Below are 23,015 nucleotides of genomic sequence, written 5' to 3'. Positions count from 1 at the left end.
GATTATCCAAGGTCACGCCTGAGCGTCCTGCGAAGCCCGCAATTCGAACTTGAGGATCTTGCCGGTCGGCGTGCGCGGCAGATCGTGCGGGAACACGATGTCACGCGGCACCTTGTACCCCGCGAGCTGCGCGCGCACGTGCGCGATGATCTCCTCGGCGGTGACGGATTCGCCCGGCTTGCGGATCACGAACGCCCGCGGCCGCTCGCCCCACTTCTCGTCCGGCACCCCGACGACGGCGACGTCCAGCACCGCCGGGTGGTTGACGATCGCCTGCTCCACCTCGACCGTCGAGATGTTCTCGCCGCCCGAGATGATGATGTCCTTCGCCCGGTCCTTGAGCTGGATGTAGCCGTCGGGATACATGACGCCGAGGTCGCCGGTGTGGAACCAGCCGCCGGCGAATGCCTCGGCCGTCGCCTCCGGGTCCTTGTAGTACCCGAGCATCACGTTGTTGCCGCGCAGCACGATCTCACCCATCGTCTGCCCGTCCGCCGGCACGTCGTTCATCTCCGAATCGACCACGCGGGCGTTTTCCGCCTGCAGCATGCCCACGCCCTGCCGCGACAGCAGCGCCGCCCGCTCCTCGGCGGGCTTGTCGTCCCACGACTCCTGGTACTCGCAGATCGTGTACGGCCCGTACACCTCGGTCAGCCCGTACACGTGCACGACGGTGATCCCGATGGCGTCGAGCTGCGCGATCACCGTCGGCGACGGCGGCGCGCCGGCCGTGGTGATCCGCAGCGGCCGGTCCAGGACGTGTGCCTGCTCGGCGTTCGCGATCGTCGAGCACACCGCCGGTGCACCGCACAGATTGGTGACGCCGAGGTTGTCGATGGCGTCCCACACGGCGTCGGCCCGCACCGCCCGCAGGCAGATGTGGGTGCCGCCGGCCGCGGTGACCGCCCACGGCGTGCACCAGCCGTTGCAGTGGAACATCGGCAGCGTCCACAGGTACTTCGTCTTGCCGTCGAACCCGTTGTGGAAGGTCTCGCCCATCGAGTTGAGGTACGCCCCGCGGTGGGTGTACATCACGCCCTTGGGCTTGCCAGTGGTGCCCGACGTGTAGTTGATCGCGATGACCTGCTGTTCGTCGTCGACGGTCCACGGCAGCGGCGTGCCGTCGGTGTCGGCGGAGGCGAGGAACTCGTCGTAGCGAGCGGTGACGATCCCGGCGGGCACGTCCGGACAGGGCACCGTCGAGTCCGGCACCTCGATGATGTCGGCGACGGACGGCACGTTCGCCGCGACCCCGGAGACCGATCCGACCAGCTCGGAATCGACGAAGAGCAGCGAACTCTCCGAGTGGTTCAGGATGTACTCGAGTTCCGGTCCGGCCAGCCGGGAATTGAGCGCGATGAGCACACCGCCGGCGAGCGGTACCGCGAAGTGCGCGATCAGCAGTTCCGGCACGTTCGGCGCCAGGAACGCGACGCGGTCGCCGGGCTTGATGCGGGCGCGCAGTGCCTGCGCGAACCGCTGGGCCTCCGCGGCGAACTCGGCGTACGAGTAGCGACGGTCGCCGTGCACGATGGCGACCCGATCCGGGAACACGGACGCGGACCGCTCCAGGAACCGCAACGGACTGAGCGGGGAGTGGTTGGCGGTATGCGCCGTCGGCGTGGACACGATGACCTCCGGGGACGTGGGCTCAGCGGGAAAAGCGGGCAACTGTGATGGCAGCAACACCGGTCGGTTTGGAGGCTATGGGCCACGATCGACGGCCCGCTACCCTCTGAAGTGGGTAGTCGAGCGGTTTGCTGGCGGAAGGATTCGTCGATGACCAACGCATGGACCGATCCCCAGCCGATCGGCCGGCTCCGGCCCAGCGACGAGGACGCACTGCGCGCCCAACTGCGACTGCTCCAGATCTCCACCGGACTGCCCGTCCTCTTCGGAGGCGCCGTCCACGGCCGGGACATGACCCTGTCCGGATTCGTCGGGACCCGCAGCAACATCCTGCGCAACCTCGTCATCAGCTCCGAGTGCGGTGTCGGGGGCCGGGCCATCGCCGAGCAGCGGCCGGTCTCGATCGCCGACTATTTCGCTTCCGACCGCATCACCCACGACTACGACCCGCAGGTGGCGGGTGAGGGCATCGAATCGCTGCTCGCCGCACCCGTCGTCGTGCGCGGGCGTACCCGCGCCACGCTCTACGGCGGTCTCCGGGTCAACATGCCGATCGGCGACACGGTCGCGGAGAAGGTGATGGCCGGTGCGCGGGCGCTGGCCCGTGAGATCGAGATCCGGGACGAGGTGGATCGCCGAGTCGAACTCCTCGAGAACGCACGGGACGCGGGCGCCGGATCGACGGGAGTCTCCGCGTCGGTCTCGGAGGGCATCACCGAGAGCTACCTGGCGTTGAGGGAGATCGCGGCGCAGACGTCCGACCCGGCGCTGGAAGCACAGTTGCGTGCGGTCGGGGAGAAGCTCCGCAGCCTGACCGCGGGCCGGGCGCCGGCCGCCGCGCGGGTGCACCTGTCCGAACGCGAACGCGACGTGCTCGGCTACGTCGCGCTGGGATGCCGCAACGCGGAGATCGCCGAGCGTCTGTCGCTCAGCCTCGAGACGGTCAAGAGCTACATGCGGAATCTGATGGGCAAGCTCGAGGTGCACAGCCGGCACGAGGCCGTCGTCGAAGCGCGTCGGCAGGGATTGTTGCCGTGACCGAATCGCAGGGTCAGGCTGTGCCGCGGATCGGCCAGGCCCCGTCGACGTCGGAGGCCTCACGGCCCAGCTCCCGCAGATACTCGGCGAAGTTGCGCTGCCGCTCGGCGTGCCACGCCGCCTGATCGGCCATGATGTCCAGCTCGGCGAGTTGCGGGAAACGTTCGACGAGCGCGCGGGTGAGGAACCCGGCGGCGAGTGCGTCCGCCTCGGCCTCGTGCGCCGCGGAGAGCGCGACCCCGTACGCCTCGCACACCGCCTGCAGCGTGCGCTTCCCCTCCCGCGACCGATCCATCTCCCGATCGATCACATAGGGGTCGACGACGGTGCCCGTCACGAGTGGGGCGAGCCCCAGCCGGCGACCTTCCGCGTCGATCACCGTCAGGTCGTAGCTCGCATTGAACGCGACGACGATGTGGTCGCGCACCCAGGACTCGCACAACGCCTCCCGGATCTGCGCGTATCCGCTCGCGTAGTCCTGCCCCTCGGCGCGGGCGCGTTCCGTGGTGATCCCGTGGATCGCGACCGTCTCGTCCGGTATCGGGATGCCGGGGTCGAGCAGCCACGTTCTCGACTCGATGCGATCGCCGTCGAACGTTGCGACACAGGCCGACACGATGCGCGCGGTCCGCGGATCCCGATCGGTCGTCTCGAGGTCGAACGCACAGATCGGGCGGTCGGGCCAGCGCATCATCCGTGGGACCTCCGTCGTGGTGTCGTGCCGTGAGCGGTACTGCTGGAGGCATTGTGTCCGGTGGCACCGACAACCTCGGCGAATGGCTTCGCGGTGAGGTGCGGCGTACGCTGCACGAAGTTGTCGACAACCCGGCTCGCATGCCGGACGAGGAAGAGGAGGTGTGGTGCTCCGATGAGCAGTCAGCCTCCCAGTACCGACTGACAGCAGCCCCGGCACGCGGTGATCGTGCGCGGCGCTGCTGTCCGCGTACACCCGGGCGGGAACGGTCCCGCCGCCGATCCCGTCCTGCGAAAGCCGTGCCGTCATGTTCCGGAACCGCCCTGTCCGTGCCCTTCTGCCGCGCCGCACCGTGCCCACCTCCGGTGGCTTCGGCGAGAGCGAGAACTTCGGTGTCTCGCCGCACTCTCGCGTCCCGGTGCCGGTGACTTCACCCGACTCGCGCGCCGAGAGCAGCATCGTCGACAGCGCGGTGTACCGGGACGGCCGGCGCACGGCGTCCCCCGCGACCCTCGCCGACGCGCTCGACCACCTGCCGGGCGACGGTTCGATGGCCTGGATCGGGATGTACCGGCCCAGCGACGCCCAGCTGCACGAGGCGGCCGCGCAGTTCGGGTTCCACGAACTCGCGGTCGAGGACGCGATCGTCGCGCATCAACGCCCGAAGCTCGAACGGTACGGCGACACGTTGTTCGTGGTGTTGCGCGCCGCGCGATATGTCGACGAATCCGAACGCGTCGACTTCGGGGAACTGCACGTGTTCGTCGGCCCGACCTTCGTTCTCACCGTCCGGCACAGCGAATCACCCGACCTGTCGGCCGTCCGGAACCGGATGGAACACGACCCGGAGCTGTTGCGGCGCGGTCCGGAAGCGGTGCTGTACGCGATCCTCGACGCGGTCGTCGACGGCTATGCACCGGTGGTCGCGGGTCTGCAGAACGACATCGACGAGATCGAGACGGAAGTGTTCAGCGGCGATCCGAAGGTGTCGCGGCGCATCTACGAGCTGTCCCGCGAGGTCATCGAGTTCCAGCGCGCGGCCAAGCCGCTGCTCGCCGTGCTGAGCGGATTGTCCGCCGGATTCGGCAAGTACCGCATCGACGAGGAACTGCAGAAGTACCTGCGGGACGTGACGGACCACGCGACCGCCGTCGTCGAGCAGGTAGACGGGTTCCGGCAGCTGCTCGGCAATATCCTGACCGTCAACGCCACCCTCGTCTCGCAGGTGCAGAACGAGGAGATGCGGAACCTGACGCGGGCGAGCTACGCGCAGAACGAGGAGATCAAGAAGGTGTCGGCGTGGGCGGCGATCCTGTTCGCGCCCACCTTGATCGGCACCGTGTACGGCATGAACTTCGACCACATGCCGGAGTTGCACTGGGTAGGCGGATATCCCTTCGCGCTGCTGATGATGGTGATCACCTGCTGCAGCCTGTTCGCGATCTTCCGCCGGCGCGGCTGGCTGTAGGACCACGGCGAACCGGTGGTCGCGGTTGCCGGCGGGGAGCCGGATTCGCACGAATTCGGTTCATTGGAGGGCGGGTTCGACCGGTGGATGCCACCATGGTGCGGTGGATCTTCCCGTGGCTCCGCCGCTCGCTCCGATGCTCGCGAAAGCGGTCTCGGAGGTGCCCTCGCAGCCGTCCGACGGCCCGGCCGAATGGTCCTACGAACCGAAGTGGGACGGGTTCCGGGCCCTCGTGTTCCGCGACGGCGACGAGGTGGTGTTCGCGTCCCGCGGAGGCAAGGACCTGGCCCGGTACTTCCCGGAACTGGTCGACGCCGTGCGCGCGGAACTGCCGCGCCGGTGCGTCGTCGACGGGGAGATCGTCGTGCCGTTCGAACGTGACGGGCGTACCCGGCTGGACTGGCAGTCGCTGTCCGAGCGGATCCACCCGGCCGCGAGTCGCATCGCGTTGCTGGCCGAGCAGACACCCGCGCAGTTCGTCGGTTTCGATCTCGTCGCGATCGGCGACGAGAACCTCATGGACACCCCCTTCCGGGACCGGCGGACCCGGCTGCAGGAGATCGCCGGTGACGGTCCGAGCTGCCACGTCACCGTCGCGACCAGCGACGCGGCGACCGCGCAACGCTGGTTCGAGGAGTTCGAGGGCGCCGGCCTCGACGGGGTGGTCGCCAAACGTCTCGACGGGCTCTACGTCCCGGACAAACGGGAGATGGTGAAGGTCAAGCATTCGCGGACCGCGGACTGCGTGCTCGCCGGATACCGGAAGCACAAGAGCATCGAGGGCGTCGGATCGTTGCTGCTGGGCCTGTACCACGACGGCGAGCTGGTGATGGTCGGCGGAGCGTCGGCGTTCACCGTGCAGCGCAGACAGGAACTCCTCGCCGAACTCGAACCGCTGCGCGTGGGAGCCGACGTCGTCGCCGAGGGCGAACCGACCCGGTGGCGATCCGCGATCGACCGCAGCTGGGTGCCGTTGCGCCCCGAGCGGGTCCTCGAGGTCGCCTACGACCAGATGGAAGGGTCGGTCGAGGGCGGCCTTCGCTTCCGGCACGCCGCGAGATTCCTGCGCTGGCGTCCCGACCGTGATCCGAAGAGCTGCACCTACGACCAACTGGAGGTTCCCGTGCGGTACGACCTCGCCGACGTTCTCGACCGATCGGAAAGCTGACCGTGGCGGGCGCGAGCAAACGGTCCCCGGCGGAGGAACTCGACATCGACGGCACCGCCGTGCGGCTGTCGAATCCCCACAAGGTGTACTTCCCGCGACTCGGCGCCGACGGCGGCACGAAACGGCACCTCGTCGAGTACTACCGGACCGTCGCGACCGGCGACGCGCCGCTCCTGACCGCACTGCGGGACCGCCCCACCCATCTGCAGCGGTTCCCCGACGGCATCGAGGGCGAGGAGATCTACCAGAAGCGGGTCCCCGCGCGGCATCCCGACCACGTGGGCACGTGCGAGGTCACGTTCCCCTCGGGCCGGAAGGCCGACGTGTTGCACGTCCGGTCCGCGGCGGACATCGTGTGGGCGGCGAACCTGGGCACAGTCACGTTCCATCCGTGGGCCGTGCGGTGCTCCGACGCCGACCGTCCCGACGAATTGCGCATCGACCTGGACCCACAACCCGGCACCGATTTCGATGACGCGCGGGCGATCGCGCTCGAGGTCGTGCGGCCCCTGCTCGACGAACTGGGGTTCACCGGATTTCCGAAGACGTCCGGGGGCCGTGGTCTGCACGTGTATCTGCGGATCGTTCCCGACTGGGACTTCGTCGGGGTGCGCCGGGCCGGGATCGCACTGATGCGCGAGATCGAACGCCGCAGCGGTGGTCGTGCGACGACCGCGTGGTGGAAGGAGGAACGCGGTGAGCGGATCTTCCTCGACTACAACCAGAACGCCCGCGACAAGACCATCGCCTCCGCGTATTCGGTGCGCCGCACGCCGATCGCGACGGTGTCGACGCCGTTGACCTGGGACGAGCTGGCCGACGCGGATCCCGACGACTTCACGATCGCGACGGTGCCGGATCTGGTGGCCCGCCGCGGCGACCCGATGGCCGGGCTCGACGACACCGCGCACACGCTCGACGTGTTGCTCGAGATGGCCGAGCGTGACGCGGCCGCCGGCCTCGGTGATCTGCCGTATCCGCCCACGCATCCGAAGATGCCCGGTGAACCCAAGCGGGTGCAGCCGTCGCGCGACACCGACCGGAAGGACCGCGCGCGGGGATGACCGCGATCCCTGCTGTTCCCGAAATCGCGTTCCGGTTGTTACCTCTGCTGTGAGCGGCACCTGTAGGAACCTCCGTAAACTGTTCGGGAGAACAGCTCGCCGACCGGTTCCGAGGAGGACTACCGCGGTGACGTGCCCCCGGATTCGACTACGCGCACTCGGCGGTGCGGTCGCGGTCGTTGCCGCCGCCATCACCGTCCCCCTTCTTTCCGCCGCATCCGCGCAGGCTCTGACGTGCGCGGCGCCCCCGGGAACCCCGGCATCGATCGTCGAGATCGAGGGCACCACCGGGTGCGGCGCCAACACGGATGCGACCAGCGGTGCGTGGGGCTACACCGACGGCGGTGTCGGCTTCGCGGACGCCAGCGGTGGTGCGCTCGTGGTCGGGGCCGGCCTGTCCGGTGGGGTCGGCGCGGGGGAGAGCCGCGGGGGACAGCTCGCGGCGCTCGGTTTCGGCGACGGGGCCCTCGCCCTGGGCGTTCTCGACGATCCGGCGACCGCGGTCGTACTGGCCGGACCGCAGTCGCAGGCGTATGTCGGCGACGGCGCCGATCCGATGCTGTGTGAGGGCTCGGCGGCGGCGGTGAATCTCACGACGGGCCGGAGCTGTGTCGTCGTCGGGTCGTTCCGATACGCGGCACCCTGAGCGCTTATATCCCTTCCGTTCAGCGGAATCAACCCTTTCGTGGATGCAATCCGACACATAGTCTGTCGGAATTGCCGGGATGGGGAGAGTTCCATGACGATGCTGACGGATGTCCAGCTCGAGTACGAGGCCGACCAGCGGCCACCGACCGAGATGCATGTGGACCCGCGGTTCCTGCCGCTCGCCGACCGCTTCTTCGCGATGTACCGGCAGCCCCAGGACGGCGGCGGCGCTCTGTCCGCCTACCTCCACGGCGAGAAGGTCCTGGACATCTGGGCCGGGTGGTCGGGTCCGGACCGGCGCTGGAACCGCGACACCATGTCGCTGTCCTTCTCGACGGGCAAGGGCGTGGCCTCGACGGTCGTGCACCGGCTCGCGGAACGTGGAATCATCGACTACTTCGCTCCGGTCGCGCAGTACTGGCCGGAGTTCGCCGCGGCCGGCAAGGAATTGATCACCGTCGCGGACGTGATGACGCACCGCGCCGGTCTGCACCGGGTTCGGGGACTGGTTCCCGGCCGCGACGGAATCCTCGACTACGACACGACGGTCGCCGCGCTCGCCGCTGCCCGCCCGTCCCGTCGCCGTCTCCAGGGCACCGGCTATCACGCGGTCACCTACGGGTGGCTGGTCGCGGAGATCGTCCGGCGGGCAACGGGACTGCCCTTCGAGGACGTGGTCCGGCGGGAGATCGCCGAACCCCTCGGAAATCCCGACTTCTGGTATCGCGTTCCGACCTCGGAGCGGCACCGGATCGCCAAGCTGTTCCCCCGCATCAACCCGGCCGGGCTCCATTGGGAGATCAGCGCGTCGGTGCTGTCGAAGATCGCGCCGACGCGCGGCTTGGCGGAGGCCGCGATGCCCGACGGGTTCGACGATCTCGTTCGTAACCCCGCCGTGCACGACTCGGTGATGCCCGGGTGGAACGGGGTGTTCACGGCACGGTCCCTGGCACGGATGTACGGCGCGATCGCGGCCGGCGGCACGATCGATGGTGTGTGCTTCCTGAAGCCGGAGACGATCGAGGCGATGAACGAGGTCCGGGTGCGTGGCCGCGACTACGTGCTCGGGGTGCCGATGGCCTGGCGGCTGGGTTACCACCAGCCGTTGTTCGCGAGCCGGGAGCGGCCGCGTGGGGCACTGGGTCACTACGGCGTCGGCGGGTCGGGTGCGTTCGCGGACCTCGACAACGGATTGTCGTTGGCGTTCACCACCAATCGGCTCGGGGCCGGTGCGATGCCGCTCGGTGATCTGCGTCTGGCGCGGCTCGGCCCGGTGGCGCGCGAATTGGCTCGGAAGGCCTGACGCACGGGCCCTTCGTCCGGGCTCCCGTCCCGCCCCTTCGCGGGCGGACAATTCGGTCACTGTCGCGTTGCGATATTGCGCGCTGTCGCCTTGCGACATTTGTGGTTTCGCGCGTTTCGCAGACGGTGGCCGGGGTGCACTCGCACTATTGGATACAGGTGCTGTGTCTGGTATGAAAGGGAGGCACCACAATGAGCCATGTCTACCGAGTCATCGAGGTGGTCGGGTCGTCGACGGAAGGTGTCGACGATGCCATCGCGAGAGCAGTGGCAAGGGCCGCCGAGACGACGCGGCACCTGGAATGGTTCGAAGTGGTGAACGTGCGCGGCCACATAGACGACGGTGCGGTCGCGCATACGCAGGTCACCCTGAAGATCGGTTTCCGGATCGAATCGGGCGACGAGTTCGCGGATTAGACCGCGGGTTCGGCTTCCGGTTCCGCGCCGGAACCCCTCGGGAAACCTGCGCATCGCCGGTGATCGGCAATTCTCGACCATAACTGCAACACGTTATAGTCTGGATGTGAAACGTCGTATCACACCGGCACTCTCAGGCAGGTATACCCGTGGCTTATGTAATCACCCAGGCGTGTTGTAACGATGCGTCGTGCGTCGAGGTCTGTCCGGTCAACTGCATTCACCCGACACCCGACGAGCCGCAGTTCGCCACCACCGAACTGCTCTACATCGATCCGGAAACGTGCATCGACTGCGGTGCCTGCGTGGACGAATGCCCGGTCGACGCCATCTCCGCGGACAACGAGCTGGCCGCCGAACACGAGCCCTACCTGAAGATCGCCGCGGACTACTACGAGCGGTACCCGATCGGCCCGGACTGGCCGGAACTGCGTGAGCGCAGGAAGATTCCTGCCGAACTCGGCACCCTGCGGGTCGCGATCGTCGGGTCCGGACCTGCCGCCTGCTACGCCGCGATGGAACTGACGTCCCGCCCGCGCGTCGAGGTCGACATCTTCGATCGGCTTCCCACCCCGTACGGTCTCGTCCGTGCGGGTGTCGCGCCGGATCACAAGAGCACCAAGGCGGTCGGCGACCTGTTCCGCAGCGCCATCGGCCACAAGAACACCCAGTGCTACTTCGACGTCGAGGTCGGCACCCACATCAGCCACGACGAACTGCTCGCCCACCACCACGCCGTGATCTACGCGGTCGGGGCCGCCGGGGACCGGCATCTGGACGTCCCGGGTGAGGAGCTGCCCGGTTCGCACGCCGCAACGGAGTTCGTTTCCTGGTACAACGGGCACCCCGACTACGCGGACCGGCAGTTCGACCTGTCCGGCGAGCGCGCGGTGATCATCGGCAACGGCAACGTCGCGCTCGACGTCGCCCGCGCGCTCGTGATGGATCCGGAGATCTTCGCCCGCACCGACATGGCCGACCACGCCGTGGAGGCCCTGCGCAATTCGAACATCCGCGAGGTCGTCATCGTGGGCCGTCGTGGTCCCGCCCAGGCCGCCTACACGAATCCGGAACTGCTCGCGCTCGGGCAACTTCGCGGCATCGACGTGATCGTCGACCCCGCCGAGGTCGAGCTCGATCCGGCCAGCCGTGCGCTTCTCGACGATCCCGACTGCGAACCGCGCATTGCCCTGAAGGTCGAGCAGGCCGAAGGATTCGCACGACGCACGCCCACCGAGGGCAACAAGCGCATCGTGCTGCGCTACCTCGCCTCGCCGGTGGAGATCAACGGCGACGGCAAGGTCGAGTCGATCACCCTCGAACGCAACGAACTCGTCGAGGTCGACGGACGCCTCGAGGCCCGGCCCACCGGTGAACGCGAGACGCTCGAAACCGGTCTGGTGCTCCGTTCGATCGGTTACCGCGGCACACCGCTGGCGGATCTGCCCTTCGACGAGCGTCGCGGCGTGATCCCCAACAAGGAGGGTCGCGTCGTCGATCCGCAGACCGGCGAGCCGCTCGCGGGCGTCTACACCGCCGGCTGGATCAAGCGCGGCCCGAGCGGCGTGATCGGCACCAACAAGCAGTGCTCGGCGCAGACCGTCGAGCGGCTCATCGACGACTTCGTCGCCGGGCGCCTCGCCACCCCGGCCGAGGACCGGGAGAAGCTCGCGACGCTCGTCGCCGAGCGCCGGCCCGGGTTCGTCGACTACAGCGGTTGGCAGAGGATCGACAAGCAGGAACGTTCCCGTGGTGCTGCGGCAGGGAAGGCGCGGCAGAAGTTCGTGTCCGTCGCCGAGATGCTCGAGGCCTCACGACTGGAGTCCTGAATACTCTGACCTGCGCAGACGCGCAGAAATGCGGGTGTGAGCCGGGCCGCTCGATTGGCGGTCCGAGATGCTGCTGTGTCTAATGGGTGGGCACGAAGCGCTGCGATCGGGGCAGGCAGAGAGGCAGCGCACGGTCTACACGATGGGTTGGAGCATGTCCTTGAAGCAGGTTCGGGTGACCGGTGGGAACCGGGCCGGACGATGGTCCGGGCGAGTTGCCACCGCACTGATCGGTACCACCGCCGCCGCACTCACGCTCGCCGGTCCCGCCGGCGCAGCGCCGCTGTGGCCCGGGGGCCCGGAGCTGCCGAGCATTCAGGAGGTCTTTCCCGGACTGGGCGGGCAGGTGCCCACGGCGCCGCCGGCTCCCGTGGTGGCGCCGTTCTCGGCGCCGTCGGTGAACCCCACCAACGGTGAGACGGTCGGGGTCGCCCAGCCGATCATCATCCGCTTCAACGAGCCGATCAGCGACCGCGCGGCCGCGGAGCGCGCCATCTCGATCACGACCAGCCCCGCGGTCGGCGGCCACTTCTACTGGGCGTCCGATCGTCAGGTGCGGTGGCGTCCGTTCGAGTTCTGGCCCGCCCACACGCAGGTCACGGTCGCCGCCGGCGACACCCACTCGTCGTTCACGATCGGTGACGCGCAGATCACCGTGGCGGACGACAACACCAAGACCGTCACGGTGACCCGCAACGGCGAGGTCGTGCGGACGATGCCGACGTCGTTCGGCAAGCCCGGCCACGAAACGCCCAACGGCACGTACATCGTGGGCGAGCGATTCCGGGACATGTACATGGACTCGTCCACCTACGGGGTGCCCGTGGACTCCCCGGAGGGCTACCGCACCTACGTCGAGTACGCGACGCGAATCTCCAACAGCGGCATCTTCGTTCACGCCGCGCCGTGGTCGGAGTGGGCGCAGGGCAACACCAACGTCAGCCACGGCTGCCTCAACGTGAGCACCGAGGACGGCAAGTGGTTCTTCGAGAACGCCCAGAAGGGCGATCCGGTCATCGTGCAGAACACCGACGGCGGTGTGCTGAACGGCTGGGACGGCCTCGGGGACTGGAACCTCTGATCCGCGAAAGTTCCTGATACGCAACGAGAACGCGCCGCCACCTCCGTGAGAGGTGGGGGCGCGTTTGTCGTCGGTGTGGTGCTATGTGGCGCTGTGCTGCGCGATGATCGACCGCACGGTCCGCCGGCACCGCCCGCAATCGGAGCCCGCCCCGCACGCCGCGGCGATCTCCTTCGAACTGCGCGCACCCCGGTCGACGATTTCGCTCACGGTGTCGCCGGTGACGCCGTGGCACAGGCAGATGTACATCGCACGCTCCGTCAGTCCAGGAACAGGTCGATCTGGGGGTTGTCGCCGCCGCCGTAGCGCGACAGGTCGGTGACACCGGCCTCGGTGAGCACGTCGGCGTCGATGAAGCACCGGCCGGTGGTCTCCCTCGCGGGACGGCCGAGGATCTCGACCGCGGCATCGGCCATGATCTCGGGGCTGCGCGAGGACGACAGGAGCGTGTCCCCGTCCTTCATGTTCGCGACCGCGGAGGTCGCGATGAAGGTCTGCGGCCACAGGCAGTTCGCGGCGATCCCGTCCCCGGCGTACTCGGCAGCGAAACCTAATGTCAGCAGCGACATCCCGTACTTCGACAGGGTGTAGGCCGGGTGGACTCCGAGCCAGTAGGGGTTCATGTTGACCGGCGGTGAGACGGTCAGGATGTGCGGGTTCGCGGACTTGCGGAGGTGCGGAGCCGAGGCCTTCGTCATGAGGAACGTGCCGCGGCAGTTGATCTCCTGTATGAGGTCGTACCGCTTGACCGGCAGGTCCTCGGTTGCACCCGTCGCGATCGCGCTCGCGTTGTTCACGCAGATGTCGATGCCGCCGAACCGCTCGACCGCGGTGTCGATCAGCCGCTGGACGTCATCCTCGTTTCGGACGTCGCCGACCACGGCCACGGCCTTGCCGCCGGCCGCCTCGATGTCCGCGACGGCGGTATGGACGGTGCCCTGGAGTTTCGGGTGGGGCTCGGCGGTCTTGGCGAGCAGAACGACGTTGGCGCCCTGTCTCGCCGCGGCGACCGCGATGGCCAGGCCGATCCCGCGGCTGGCACCGGAGATCACCATGGTGCGGTCGGACAGTGGATTCGGCTGGCTCGACATCGTTCTCCCTGCAATCGGTGGTTCACACGCAGCGTTCTCGCTGATGATATTGGCATTCTCATTTTCTGCAAGTATCGTATCCGGCGTGACCGATTTCGCTGAGACCTCGTCGGGAATCCCCCTGGATGCGGTGTACGGACCGGCCGACAGAGTCGGCGAACCGCCTGCACCGGGCGAATTCCCCTTCACCCGCGGCAACTTCGCGACCGGCTATCGCGGTCGGCTGTGGACGTTCCGCCAGTACTCCGGATTCGGGACCGCCGAGGAATCCAACCGGCGCTACCGGTACCTCCTCGACCAGGGCGGCACCGGGTTGTCCGTCGCGCTCGACCTGCCCACCCAGTGCGGCTACGACTCCGACGACCCGGAATACGGTGAGGAGGTCGGACGTGTCGGCGTCGCCGTCGACACCCTCGCCGACGCCGAGATCCTGTTCGACGGCATCCCGCTCGACAAGATCAGCACCAGCTTCACCATCAACGGCACGGCCGCGATCCTGCTCGCGTTCTACGTCGCCGCCGCGGAGAAATCCGGCGTGCCCCGCGAAAAGCTCACCGGCACGATCCAGAACGACATCCTCAAGGAATACGCCTCGCGCGGCACCTGGATCTGGCCGCCCGAACCGTCGCTGCGGCTGATCGCCGACACCATCGAGTTCTGCGCCGCGGAGGTTCCGCGGTTCAACGCGATCTCGGTGGCGGGCGCGCACTTCCGCGACGCCGGTGCGAACGCCGTGCAGGAGATGGCGTTCACCCTCGCCGACGGCGTCACCTACTGCGACACCGTCGTCGAACGCGGACGCATGACGATCGATCAGTTCGCCCCGCAGATCTCGTTCTTCTTCTACACCCACGGCGACTTCTTCGAGGAGATCGCGAAATACCGTGCGGGACGCCGCCGTTGGGCGACGATCGTGCGCGATCGCTACGGGGCGAAGACCGAGAAGGCGTCGATGTTCCGGTTCGGCTGCGTCGCCGGCGGTGCGTCGCTGTACGCCCCGCAGGCCCAGAACAACCTGGTGCGCGTCGCCTACGAGGCGATGGCCTCGGTGCTCGGTGGTGTCCAGTCGATGTTCACCGCCGCGTGGGACGAGCCGTTCGCGCTGCCCAGCGAGGAATCGGCGACGCTCGCACTGCGCACGCAACAGATCCTCGCGTACGAGACCGGGGTCGCGCGGGTCGCCGATCCCCTGGGCGGCTCATACTTCGTCGAGGCGCTCACCGACGCGACCGAAGCCAAGATCGTCGAGATCATGAGCGATCTCGAAGAGCACGGCGGCATGGTGCGCGCGATCGAGGACGGCTACCTGCAGGGCCTCATCGCGGACGAGGCCTACAAACTCCACCTGCAGATCGAGGCGGGCGAGCGCACCGTCGTCGGCGTCAACAAGTTCACCTCGAACGAGCCGCCACCGGAGATCGGCACGTACGAGCTCGACGCCGAAGGCTGTGAGCTGCAGCTCAAGCGACTCGCCAAGGTCAAGGCCGAACGCGATCCGGAGCTGGTCAAGACCAGTCTCGCCGCCCTGTCCCGCGCAGCGGAAGGAACCGACAACCTCATGCACAAACTGATCGACTGCGCCAACGCGTACTGCACCGTCGGCGAAATGGTCTCCGCGCTCAAGGCCGTGTGGGGCGAATTCCAGCAGCCGGTGGTGTTCTGATGACCGCCCGCATCCTCGTCGCCAAGCCCGGACTCGACGGCCACGACCGGGGCGCCAAGATCGTCGCGCGCGCACTGCGCGACGCCGGATTCGAGGTCATCTACACCGGCATCCGCCAGAAGATCGAGGACATCGTGTCCATCGCGCTGCAGGAGGACGTCGCGGTCGTCGGCCTGAGCATCCTCTCGGGTGCGCACATCGCGCTGACCACCCGCACGATCGAGGCGCTCAAGGCCGCCGACGCCGGCGACATCGCGGTGATCGTCGGTGGCACCATCCCGCAGGGCGACGTACCGAAGCTGCTCTCCGCGGGGGCTGCGGCCGTGTTCCCCACCAGCACACCGCTGGACGTCCTGGTGACCGAGGTCCGCAAGCTGACCGGTACCGACACCCCGGCCTGAGCGCAGCAACGTCAACAACAACACCGCCGCGACGCCCTACGGGGGTTGCAGCGGAACGGATCTCGACAAACGTGGAGGAATCGTGCGGATCGGAGTGATGGTCGGGCCCGAACAGGGCGACACCGCTCGCAAGGTCGACCGGATGCTGAAGGACGTCGAGTGGGCGGAGGCCGCCGGCCTCGACACCGTGTGGGTTCCCCAGATTCCCACGGACTTCGACGCATTGACCGCGGTCGCGCTGATGGGTACCCGCACGTCGCGGATCGAGATCGGCACTGCCGTGGTGCCGCTGCAGGCGCAGCACCCGGTGCATCTGGTGCGCCAGGCGCTGTCGACCCACGCCGCGCTCGGTGGCCGGCTCGCGCTGGGCGTCGGCCCGTCGCATCATTGGATCGTCCAGGACATGCTGGGTCTGCCCTACGACAAGCCCGCCAAGTTCACCCGGGACTACCTCGAGGTGCTCGGTGCGATCAAGGATCTGCCCGGCACGATCGACGTCGAGAACGACACGTTCACGGTGCACAATCCGCTCGACATCGCACCCGTGGCCCCGATGCCGGTGCTCGTCGCCGCGCTCGGACCGGTCATGCTGAAGATCGCCGGGGAACGCGCCGACGGCACCGTGCTCTGGATGGCCGACGAACGCGCGATCGGTGAGCACATCGCACCGCGTATCACCAAGGCCGCTGCGGACGCCGGACGACCGAGTCCGCGGATCATCGCCGGTGTGCCGGTGTGTCTGTGCGCACCGTCGGAGGTCGACGTCGCCCGTGAACGCGCCAACCGGATCCTCGCCGAGGCCGAGATCTCCCCGAACTACCAGCGGCTCCTCGAACACGGCGAGTCGAAGGACATCGGCGACATGGCCATCGTCGGCGACGAGGACGCGATCCTTGCCGGGTTCCGCCGGTACGAGGAGGCGGGGGTGACCGACCTGTCGATGCGGCTGCTGCCGATCGGCAACACCCGCGACGAGCTCGTCGCGTCTAAATACCGTACTCGCGAGGTCGTTTCGGAACTCGTCAAGGAACTGCGGTGAATGCGGGTCCGCTCGCGGGGATCAAGATCCTCGAAGTCGGCCACATCCTCGCCGGGCCGTACGCGACGATGATGCTGGCCGATCTCGGCGCGGAGGTCACCAAGGTCGAACCCCCGACCGGCGACCTCTCGCGTCAGGTCAGCGACGCCTACTTCGCGAGCCTCAATCGCGGCAAGCGCAGCATCTGCCTCGATCTCGGCAGCGACGAGGGACAACGCCGGCTCGGTGAGCTCGCCGCCGAATCCCATGCGCTGCTGGTCAATCTCAAGCCGTCGGCGATCCGCAAGTACGGTCTGACGTACGACGCTCTGCGCAGGTTCAACGACAAGATCGTGTGCGTCGCGCTCACCGGGTACGGTCTCGACTCCGGCGACGATCCGGCGTTCGACTACGTCATCCAGGCGGAGACCGGGGTGGCCGCGCTCACCGGCGACCCGGACGGTCCGCCGACCTTGCCCGGCTATTCGGCGGCGGACAATTCCACGGGCCTGACCGCGGCGCTGGGTCTGCTCGCCCAGGTCGTCTCCGGCCGCGGCGGGCAGGTCGACGTGTCGTTGCGCGACGTCATGCTCTCGCAGCTCAACTACCGCGCGTCCGCCTACCTGAACGAGGGCACCGAGCCGCGGCGTATGCCGTACGGCGCGCACTCGTACTACGTTCCAGCGCAACTCTTTCCGACCGCGGAGGGGTATCTGGCGCTGTTCGTCACGCACGACGGGTTCTGGCGGTCGTTCGCGAAGGAAGCGGGTATCGACGGTTTCGCGACGATGGCCGAGCGCGCGCAGAATCGGGACGAGGTGCTCGCCGCGGTGACCGCGGCGCTCGCGACCGACACCGCCGCCGGGTGGGAGGCGCGACTGCGGCCGCTCGGGGTGCCGTCCGCGGCGGTCCGGTCGTTGCCGGAGGCGCTCGCTCAGACCCCCGAGGCCGTGGTCACGGCGGGCGATTTCCGGCTCGTCGGCAGTCCCATCAAGGTCGCCGGCTACGAACCGGTCTACGGCGCGCCGCCGCGGCTCGGTGAGCACGGCGTACTTCCGGCACGCGCCTGACCCTGCCCCTCGTGCGTGGTTCCGGTAGCACCGGCTACCGAAACCACGCACGGGGGGTCGGTCACTCGTACTTGACCTTGATCGACGGGGTGTCCGGCACGGCCTGGCACGTGAGCACGTAGCCTTCCTCGACCTCGTCGTCCGAAAGTGCCTCGTTGGTGCGCATCGTCGCGCAACCCTCGGTCACCAGCGCCATGCAGGTACCGCAGTTGCCCATCTCGCAGAAGAACGGCGGGGTCAGTCCGGCGCGGCGGGCGCTTTCGAGGATGGTCTCGCCGGCGTGGCGCGGTACCGATCCCTTCTTGCGTCCGACGAAGATCGTCACGGTCCCCTCGAGCTCGCCGGATTCCTCCGCGGCGGGGGCGGCGGGCGGCTCGATGGAAGCCGGTGCCGGCGGGGTGCCGAAGCGCTCGCTGAACACGCGGCCCGGGCCGGGCAGCGTCGACTCGATCAGATCCATGAACGGTTCGGGGCCGCACAGGTAGCTGTCCGCGTCCACGTCGCTGCCGACGAACGCGCGGATGGCCTCGGCGTCGAGCAGGCCCTTCTCGTCGTCGAGATGGCGCACGACCGTCAGCCGGTCCGGGTACTGCTCAACCAGCGCCTCGAGAACGGATTCGAATATCGCCGACGGCTGGTCGCGGTCGGCGCACAGCAACCGGACGGGGCGGTCGGTGGTGGCCAGGGTGGACTTGGCGAGCGACAGGATCGGGGTGATGCCGCTGCCGCCGCTGAATCCGAGGAGCGGCCTGTCGCTCTCCCGCAGCAGGAAGGTGCCGGTGGGGCGACTGATCTCCACCTCGTCGCCCTCGGAGACGTTGTCGAGCAGCCAGTTCGACACCTTGCCGCCGGGTACGCGCTTGACGGTGACCGTGAGCTCGTCGTCGCTTTCGGGTGCGCTGGACATCGAGTACGACCGGTACAACTCGGTGCCGTCGACGGTGACCTTGAAGTTCAGGAACTGCCCCGCCCGGTAGGTGAACGGGCCGTCCACGGGCGCCAGGACGAACGACCGAGCGTCGGAGGTCTCCTTCACGATCCGGGTCACCCGCGCCCGCTGGAACATAGGGGGTCTCGCCATGGATCGTCTCCTCCTCGGGGATTGTTCTACTGCTTGGAGAATTATATTCTCACCTACGATATAGGATCTTCTCAACGTCGAACACCCACCCGAGACGAGGCACAGTTGTCGGACCCAACGATCGACCGGACGCGGAACACCACCACCGCACTGGTGTTCGAGGACCGTGCCTACAGCCGCGTCGAGCTCGACGCGCTCGCGGCAGGCCTGGCGGTCCGGCTCGCCGAACGTGGCGTCGGCGCCGGCGACCGGGTCGCCTTGATGTCGTCGAACCGGCCCGAGTTCGTCGTGGCCGTGCAGGCGATCTGGCGCCTCGGGGCGTCCGTCGTGCTGCTCAGCCCGGCCTACAAGCACGACGAGGTCGTGCACGCCCTCGAGGTGACGCGGCCGGTCGCCGCGGTCGGCGACAATCCGGTCCTCGCCGAGCACGCCGACATGCTGCACCTCGACGAGCCGATCCCACCCGCGATCGGTGACGGCACGACAACCGCCCACGACCCGGACGCCGAGGCGGTACTGGTGTTCAGTTCGGGCACGACCGGGCTGCCCAAGGCCGTCCGGCACACCCACGGCTCCCTCGCCGCCGCCGTCACGCACTGGCGTGACGCGCTGCAACTGACGTCCACGGACCGGATGCAGGTGCTCACACCGCCGTCCCACATCCTCGGGATCCTCAACATCGTCACCGCCCTCGAGGTCGGCGCGTGGTTCCGGCTGCATCGCCGCTTCGACATCGACGTGATGCTCCGGCACATCGAACGCGACCGGATCACCGTCGAGATGGCCGTCGCGCCGATCGCGCTGGCGATCGCGCAGCACCCGCATCTCGAGTCGTACGACCTGTCGTCGCTGCGCTACATCATGTGGGGCGCCACCCCGGTCACGGCGAGCGTCGCCGACACCGTCACCCGCCGCACCGGCGTCGGGTGGTTGCCTGCCTACGGCGCGAGCGAACTCCCGGTCATCGCCTGCAATCCGGTCGCCGGTGCGCGGCTGGACAGCGTCGGGCGTCCCGTCCCCGGCGTGACGGTGCGCGTGGTGTCACTGGACACCGGGGAGGTGCTGCCGGCGGGCGGTGTCGGCGAAATCCAGGCCCGCGCCGACTCCCTCATGGCCGGTTACCTTCCGGCCGATGCGAACCCCGACGCCTTCGCCGACGGCTGGTACCGCACCGGCGACGTCGGCTACCTCGACGAGGACGGCTGGCTGCGGATCACCGACCGGTCGAAGGAAATGATCAAGGTCAAGGGATTCCAGGTCGCGCCCGTCGAGGTCGAAAGCGTGCTGCACGGACATCCCGAGGTCACCGATTGCGCGGTGTTCGGCGTGCCCGACCCGGTGACCGGCGAGGCCGTCCTCGCCGCGGTCACGACCGGCGGGCCGGTCACCGAAGCCGAACTGATCGCCCTGGTCGGCGACCGGCTGGCGTCTTACAAACGCCCGAGCCGGGTCCTGTTCGTCCCCGAAATCCCTCGCCTGCCCTCCGGCAAGGTGTTGCGCCGAGTACTCAAGGAGCGCTATGGACGTCCGTCTGACGAGTGAACAACGACAATTACGTGATGCGGCAGCGAAACTCGCCGACGACCTCGGTCCTGGATCGGTCCAGGATCTCGACGACGACAGCCGGGTCGCCCGGCTCGAGAAGGCGGTCGACACGACCGGCTGGCGCGCCCTGCGCTCCGACGGCGCGTCCGGTGTCGAGGTCGCGATCGTCGCCGAGGAGTTCGGTCGCGGTCTCGTCGACGTACCCTTCCTCGGTCCCGTCCTCGCAGACGACCTGCGGCGTCACCTCGGCGACGACCAGTCGCCGTGGGCGATCGGTGTCGGCTCCGAAGCGGTCGACGCGCGCGGCCTCACCGATGCGGTGATCGTGCGGGACAGGCAGATCCTTTCGGCGCCCGTCGGTGCCGACATCGCCGCCGCCGCGGACCTGACCCGCTGTTTCGCGGAACTCGGCGAGCCGGGCGAGCCGCTCGGTGAACTGTCAGCCGACGACGCGGACCGCTGGTACGCGCTCGCTCTCGTCGCGACCACCGCCGACCTCGTCGGCGTATCCCGCGGTGCGCAGGACCTCGCCGTCGACTACGCGAAGATGCGCGAGCAGTACGGCCACACCATCGGGTCGTACCAGGCGGTCGCGCACATGCTCGCCGAGAGCCAGGCGCTGATCGAAGGGTCGATCAGCGTGCTCCGGCACGCGGCCTGGGCGGTCGACGAACTCGATACGGCCGAGGCGATCCAGGCTGCCCGGGTCGCGAAGATCTACTGCGCGCGAGCCGCTTTCACGATCTGCGAGACCTCGATCCAGGTGCACGGCGGCATCGGCAACACCTGGGAATGCCTCGCGCACGTCTACCTGCGGCGGGCGCTCGCGTCCACCGAACTGTTCCCCGTGAGCCTGAAGGAGATCGACCTTGGAGTTTCGTGATTCGCCGGAGGAAGCCGCGTTCCGCGACCGTCTGAGGTCCTGGCTCGCGACCACGGCCAAGCAATTCCCGACATCCGGCGACGAGTACTGGGCGAAACAGCCCGAGTGGCATCGGGCGCTGTACAACGCCGGATTCTTCGGGCTGTCCTGGCCGAAGGAATTCGGGGGACAGGACCTGCCGCCCGTCTACGACGTGATCCTCGACGAGGAACTCGCGATCGCCGGTGCACCGGCCCGGCCGAGCCTCGGCTATCTGGTGATCGGTCTCGGTCACCACGGCAGCAAGGAACTGCAGCAGGAGTTCCTGCCCGGCATGATCAACGGCACCGAACGCTGGTGCCAGGGCTTCAGCGAACCGGGTGCCGGATCGGACCTGGCGTCGCTGACCACCACCGCGACCCGCGACGGCGACGAGTACGTCATCCACGGGCACAAGATCTGGACGAGCTATTCCGACGTCGCCGACTGGTGCCTGCTGCTCGCCCGCACCGAACCGGACAAGCCGCGGCACAAGGGCATCTCGGCGTTCATCGTGAACATGCACCAGGACGGGATCGAACAGCGACCGCTGAAGATGATCAGCGGCGTTACCAAGGAGTTCGGGCAGGTGCTGTTCGACGGTGCGCGCGTCCCGGCGTCGCGGATGGTTGGCAACCCCGGCGAGGGCTGGAAGCTGGCCATGACGGTGGTCGGGCACGAGCGCGAACCGTCGACACTCGGGTTCGCGGCCCGCTACGCGAAGACCGTCCGCGAGCTCGCCGCCCAGTCGGACGGCCCGCCGTCCGACGAACTGGCTTGGGCTGCAGTGCAATCGGAGATGCTGCGGCTGCACGTGCGCCGCCGGTTGTCCGAGCAGCTCGACGGCCTGACCCACGGCTCGGAGGGCTCGCTCGACAAGCTGCTCATGACCTGGGTCGAGCAATCCGTCGGTCACGCGGCCCTGTCGGAGGCCGGCACCCGCGACACGGAGATGCTCGGCACGTACATGTACAGCCGCGCGCAGTCCGTCATGGGTGGAACGTCGCAGATCCAGAAGAACATCGTGGCCTCGCGCATCCTCGGATTGGGAGTTTGACATGTACGACATGCCGGAAGAGATCGACGTTCGCGCGGACGGTCCGCTGCGCATCATCACGCTGAACCGCCCGGATGCACTCAACGCAGTCAACGACGACCTGCACCACGGGCTCGCGCAGCTGTGGCCGCAACTGTCCGCCGACCGCACCGCGCGCGCCGCGGTGATCACCGGCGCCGGCAAGGCGTTCTCCGCGGGCGGCGATTTCGCGTACCTCGCGGAGCTGGCCGAGGACGCGGATCTGCGTGCGAAGACCATCGCGGACGGCCGCGAGCTGGTGATCGGGATGGCGCGCTGCCGGATTCCGGTGATCGCCGCCGTCAACGGCCCGGCCGTCGGCCTGGGCTGCAGCCTGGTGGCGCTCAGCGACGTCGTCTACATGGCAGAGCATGCGTACCTCGCCGATCCGCACGTGCAGGTCGGCCTGGTCGCGGCCGACGGCGGGCCGCTCACGTGGCCGCTGCAGATCAGCCTCCTGCAGACCAAGGAGTTCGCGCTCCTCGGCACGCGGATCCCGGCGGAGCGGGCGCTCGCGCTCGGTCTGGCCAACCACGTCGTCGCCGATCCACTCACCGAGGCCCTCGCCGCGGCGAAGAAGATCTCCGAGCTTCCGCAGAAGGCGGTCGAGAGCACGAAGCGGCTGGTGAACATCCACCTCGAGCGCGCGATCCTCGCGAGCCTGGACTACGCGATGACCGCGGAGGACCTGACGTTCCAGAGCGACGACTTCCACGCGAACATTGCCAGGCTCACGACACTCGACCTCTTCCTCGGTCGGGGCGTAGGCCTGGCGGATGACCTCGATCTGGCCGGGGTGAATCGCGACCTTCGCGTCGAAGCCGACCGCGAC

Annotated in this window: 21 protein-coding genes and 2 pseudogenes; 17 read left to right on the top strand and 6 right to left on the bottom strand. The window is 68.3% G+C overall.

The annotated features are described in order from the left end of the window. Positions 1-12: 12 nt before the first annotated feature. On the bottom strand, positions 13-1,629 hold the full coding sequence (locus ACWDUD_RS15740) for an acyl--CoA ligase family protein (protein ID WP_197257432.1): 1,617 nt from the start codon (positions 1,627-1,629) through the stop codon (positions 13-15). Between the two features lie 150 nt (positions 1,630-1,779). Between ACWDUD_RS15740 and ACWDUD_RS15735 the strand changes: the two genes are divergently transcribed. Next, positions 1,780-2,667, top strand: a complete 888-nt coding sequence (locus ACWDUD_RS15735; protein ID WP_248673449.1) for a LuxR C-terminal-related transcriptional regulator — start codon at positions 1,780-1,782, stop codon at positions 2,665-2,667. Between the two features lie 13 nt (positions 2,668-2,680). On the opposite strand, the gene ACWDUD_RS15730 is transcribed toward ACWDUD_RS15735, so the two are convergent. Then, a complete protein-coding gene (locus ACWDUD_RS15730; protein WP_450109879.1) occupies positions 2,681-3,361 on the bottom strand; it encodes an exonuclease domain-containing protein in 681 nt (226 codons plus the stop codon). A gap of 307 nt (positions 3,362-3,668) precedes the next feature. Between ACWDUD_RS15730 and ACWDUD_RS15725 the strand changes: the two genes are divergently transcribed. The 8 genes from ACWDUD_RS15725 (at position 3,669) to ACWDUD_RS15690 (ending at position 12,338) form a co-directional block, all read left to right on the top strand. Further along, positions 3,669-4,829 (top strand): magnesium and cobalt transport protein CorA, encoded by a 1,161-nt coding sequence (locus tag ACWDUD_RS15725; protein ID WP_450109878.1) that lies wholly within the window; start codon positions 3,669-3,671, stop codon positions 4,827-4,829. A 103-nt stretch (positions 4,830-4,932) separates the two neighbouring features. Continuing rightward, positions 4,933-5,997 carry an ATP-dependent DNA ligase gene (locus ACWDUD_RS15720; RefSeq protein ID WP_450109877.1) on the top strand — a complete coding sequence of 355 codons (1,065 nt, stop codon included), beginning with the start codon at positions 4,933-4,935 and terminating at the stop codon, positions 5,995-5,997. A 2-nt stretch (positions 5,998-5,999) separates the two neighbouring features. Then, a complete protein-coding gene (locus ACWDUD_RS15715) occupies positions 6,000-7,061 on the top strand; it encodes a DNA polymerase domain-containing protein (RefSeq protein ID WP_450109876.1) in 1,062 nt (353 codons plus the stop codon). Between the two features lie 127 nt (positions 7,062-7,188). Beyond that, positions 7,189-7,707 carry a DUF6764 family protein gene (locus tag ACWDUD_RS15710; protein ID WP_450109875.1) on the top strand — a complete coding sequence of 173 codons (519 nt, stop codon included), beginning with the start codon at positions 7,189-7,191 and terminating at the stop codon, positions 7,705-7,707. A 99-nt stretch (positions 7,708-7,806) separates the two neighbouring features. Beyond that, positions 7,807-9,012 carry a serine hydrolase domain-containing protein gene (locus tag ACWDUD_RS15705; protein ID WP_450109943.1) on the top strand — a complete coding sequence of 402 codons (1,206 nt, stop codon included), beginning with the start codon at positions 7,807-7,809 and terminating at the stop codon, positions 9,010-9,012. Between the two features lie 191 nt (positions 9,013-9,203). Further along, a complete protein-coding gene (locus tag ACWDUD_RS15700) occupies positions 9,204-9,428 on the top strand; it encodes a dodecin (RefSeq protein WP_197257443.1) in 225 nt (74 codons plus the stop codon). A 149-nt stretch (positions 9,429-9,577) separates the two neighbouring features. Next, a complete protein-coding gene (locus ACWDUD_RS15695) occupies positions 9,578-11,257 on the top strand; it encodes a 4Fe-4S binding protein (RefSeq protein ID WP_450109874.1) in 1,680 nt (559 codons plus the stop codon). 154 nt (positions 11,258-11,411) lie between these two features. Further along, positions 11,412-12,338 carry a L,D-transpeptidase gene (locus ACWDUD_RS15690; protein ID WP_450109873.1) on the top strand — a complete coding sequence of 309 codons (927 nt, stop codon included), beginning with the start codon at positions 11,412-11,414 and terminating at the stop codon, positions 12,336-12,338. A gap of 81 nt (positions 12,339-12,419) precedes the next feature. On the opposite strand, the gene ACWDUD_RS15685 is transcribed toward ACWDUD_RS15690, so the two are convergent. Beyond that, positions 12,420-12,587 (bottom strand): (2Fe-2S)-binding protein, encoded by a 168-nt coding sequence (locus tag ACWDUD_RS15685; RefSeq protein ID WP_450109872.1) that lies wholly within the window; start codon positions 12,585-12,587, stop codon positions 12,420-12,422. A gap of 11 nt (positions 12,588-12,598) precedes the next feature. After that, positions 12,599-13,429: an SDR family oxidoreductase gene (locus ACWDUD_RS15680; RefSeq protein ID WP_450109871.1), complete on the bottom strand. Its 831-nt coding sequence runs from the start codon at positions 13,427-13,429 to the stop codon at positions 12,599-12,601. A gap of 85 nt (positions 13,430-13,514) precedes the next feature. Here ACWDUD_RS15680 and ACWDUD_RS15675 point away from each other — a divergent pair, with 85 nt between their 5' ends. The 4 genes from ACWDUD_RS15675 (at position 13,515) to ACWDUD_RS15660 (ending at position 17,581) form a co-directional block, all read left to right on the top strand. Continuing rightward, positions 13,515-15,092 carry a methylmalonyl-CoA mutase family protein gene (locus tag ACWDUD_RS15675; protein ID WP_450109870.1) on the top strand — a complete coding sequence of 526 codons (1,578 nt, stop codon included), beginning with the start codon at positions 13,515-13,517 and terminating at the stop codon, positions 15,090-15,092. Beyond that, positions 15,092-15,493, top strand: a complete 402-nt coding sequence (locus ACWDUD_RS15670; protein WP_248673441.1) for a cobalamin B12-binding domain-containing protein — start codon at positions 15,092-15,094, stop codon at positions 15,491-15,493. Before ACWDUD_RS15675 ends, ACWDUD_RS15670 begins: the two co-directional genes overlap by 1 nt. 82 nt (positions 15,494-15,575) lie before the next feature. Beyond that, the gene (locus ACWDUD_RS15665) at positions 15,576-16,532 is read left to right on the top strand and encodes an LLM class F420-dependent oxidoreductase (RefSeq protein WP_450109869.1); all 957 of its coding nucleotides are present in this window, start codon (positions 15,576-15,578) and stop codon (positions 16,530-16,532) included. Further along, a complete protein-coding gene (locus ACWDUD_RS15660; RefSeq protein WP_450109868.1) occupies positions 16,529-17,581 on the top strand; it encodes a CaiB/BaiF CoA transferase family protein in 1,053 nt (350 codons plus the stop codon). Before ACWDUD_RS15665 ends, ACWDUD_RS15660 begins: the two co-directional genes overlap by 4 nt. A gap of 61 nt (positions 17,582-17,642) precedes the next feature. On the opposite strand, the gene ACWDUD_RS15655 is transcribed toward ACWDUD_RS15660, so the two are convergent. Next, a complete protein-coding gene (locus tag ACWDUD_RS15655; RefSeq protein ID WP_450109867.1) occupies positions 17,643-18,662 on the bottom strand; it encodes a 2Fe-2S iron-sulfur cluster-binding protein in 1,020 nt (339 codons plus the stop codon). A 105-nt stretch (positions 18,663-18,767) separates the two neighbouring features. Here ACWDUD_RS15655 and ACWDUD_RS15650 point away from each other — a divergent pair, with 105 nt between their 5' ends. The 4 genes and pseudogenes from ACWDUD_RS15650 to ACWDUD_RS15635 form a co-directional block, all read left to right on the top strand. Next, positions 18,768-20,204, top strand: a complete 1,437-nt coding sequence (locus ACWDUD_RS15650) for a class I adenylate-forming enzyme family protein (RefSeq protein WP_450109866.1) — start codon at positions 18,768-18,770, stop codon at positions 20,202-20,204. Then, entirely contained in the window at positions 20,182-21,090 is a 909-nt protein-coding gene (locus ACWDUD_RS15645) for an acyl-CoA dehydrogenase family protein (RefSeq protein WP_450109865.1), read from the top strand. The genes ACWDUD_RS15650 and ACWDUD_RS15645 overlap by 23 nt, the downstream gene beginning before the upstream one ends. Further along, the gene (locus ACWDUD_RS15640) at positions 21,077-22,165 is read left to right on the top strand and encodes an acyl-CoA dehydrogenase family protein (protein WP_450109864.1); all 1,089 of its coding nucleotides are present in this window, start codon (positions 21,077-21,079) and stop codon (positions 22,163-22,165) included. The genes ACWDUD_RS15645 and ACWDUD_RS15640 overlap by 14 nt, the downstream gene beginning before the upstream one ends. A gap of 1 nt (position 22,166) precedes the next feature. Further along, positions 22,167-22,916 (top strand): annotated as a pseudogene (locus tag ACWDUD_RS15635) (enoyl-CoA hydratase/isomerase family protein); the annotation flags it as partial. 9 nt (positions 22,917-22,925) lie between these two features. Here the strand turns inward: ACWDUD_RS15635 and ACWDUD_RS15630 are convergent. After that, positions 22,926-23,015, bottom strand: a pseudogene (locus ACWDUD_RS15630) (CoA ester lyase); the annotation flags it as partial.

It is taken from the genome of Rhodococcus sp. NPDC003382 (genome assembly GCF_053589135.1).
This window is presented reverse-complemented; position numbering and strand designations above follow the sequence as displayed.

Excerpts from the sequence above, each read along its gene's own strand:
- ACWDUD_RS15685 (WP_450109872.1), bottom strand. The coding sequence starts at position 12,587 with ATGTACATCTGCCTGTGCCACGGCGTCACCGGCGACACCGTGAGCGAA.
- ACWDUD_RS15735 (WP_248673449.1), top strand. The coding sequence starts at position 1,780 with ATGACCAACGCATGGACCGATCCCCAGCCGATCGGCCGGCTCCGGCCC.
- ACWDUD_RS15670 (WP_248673441.1), top strand. The coding sequence starts at position 15,092 with ATGACCGCCCGCATCCTCGTCGCCAAGCCCGGACTCGACGGCCACGAC.
- ACWDUD_RS15705 (WP_450109943.1), top strand. The coding sequence starts at position 7,807 with ATGCTGACGGATGTCCAGCTCGAGTACGAGGCCGACCAGCGGCCACCG.
- ACWDUD_RS15690 (WP_450109873.1), top strand. The coding sequence starts at position 11,412 with ATGTCCTTGAAGCAGGTTCGGGTGACCGGTGGGAACCGGGCCGGACGA.
- ACWDUD_RS15700 (WP_197257443.1), top strand. The coding sequence starts at position 9,204 with ATGAGCCATGTCTACCGAGTCATCGAGGTGGTCGGGTCGTCGACGGAA.
- ACWDUD_RS15645 (WP_450109865.1), top strand. The coding sequence starts at position 20,182 with ATGGACGTCCGTCTGACGAGTGAACAACGACAATTACGTGATGCGGCA.
- ACWDUD_RS15680 (WP_450109871.1), bottom strand. The coding sequence starts at position 13,429 with ATGTCGAGCCAGCCGAATCCACTGTCCGACCGCACCATGGTGATCTCC.
- ACWDUD_RS15730 (WP_450109879.1), bottom strand. The coding sequence starts at position 3,361 with ATGATGCGCTGGCCCGACCGCCCGATCTGTGCGTTCGACCTCGAGACG.
- ACWDUD_RS15725 (WP_450109878.1), top strand. The coding sequence starts at position 3,669 with ATGTTCCGGAACCGCCCTGTCCGTGCCCTTCTGCCGCGCCGCACCGTG.
- ACWDUD_RS15655 (WP_450109867.1), bottom strand. The coding sequence starts at position 18,662 with ATGGCGAGACCCCCTATGTTCCAGCGGGCGCGGGTGACCCGGATCGTG.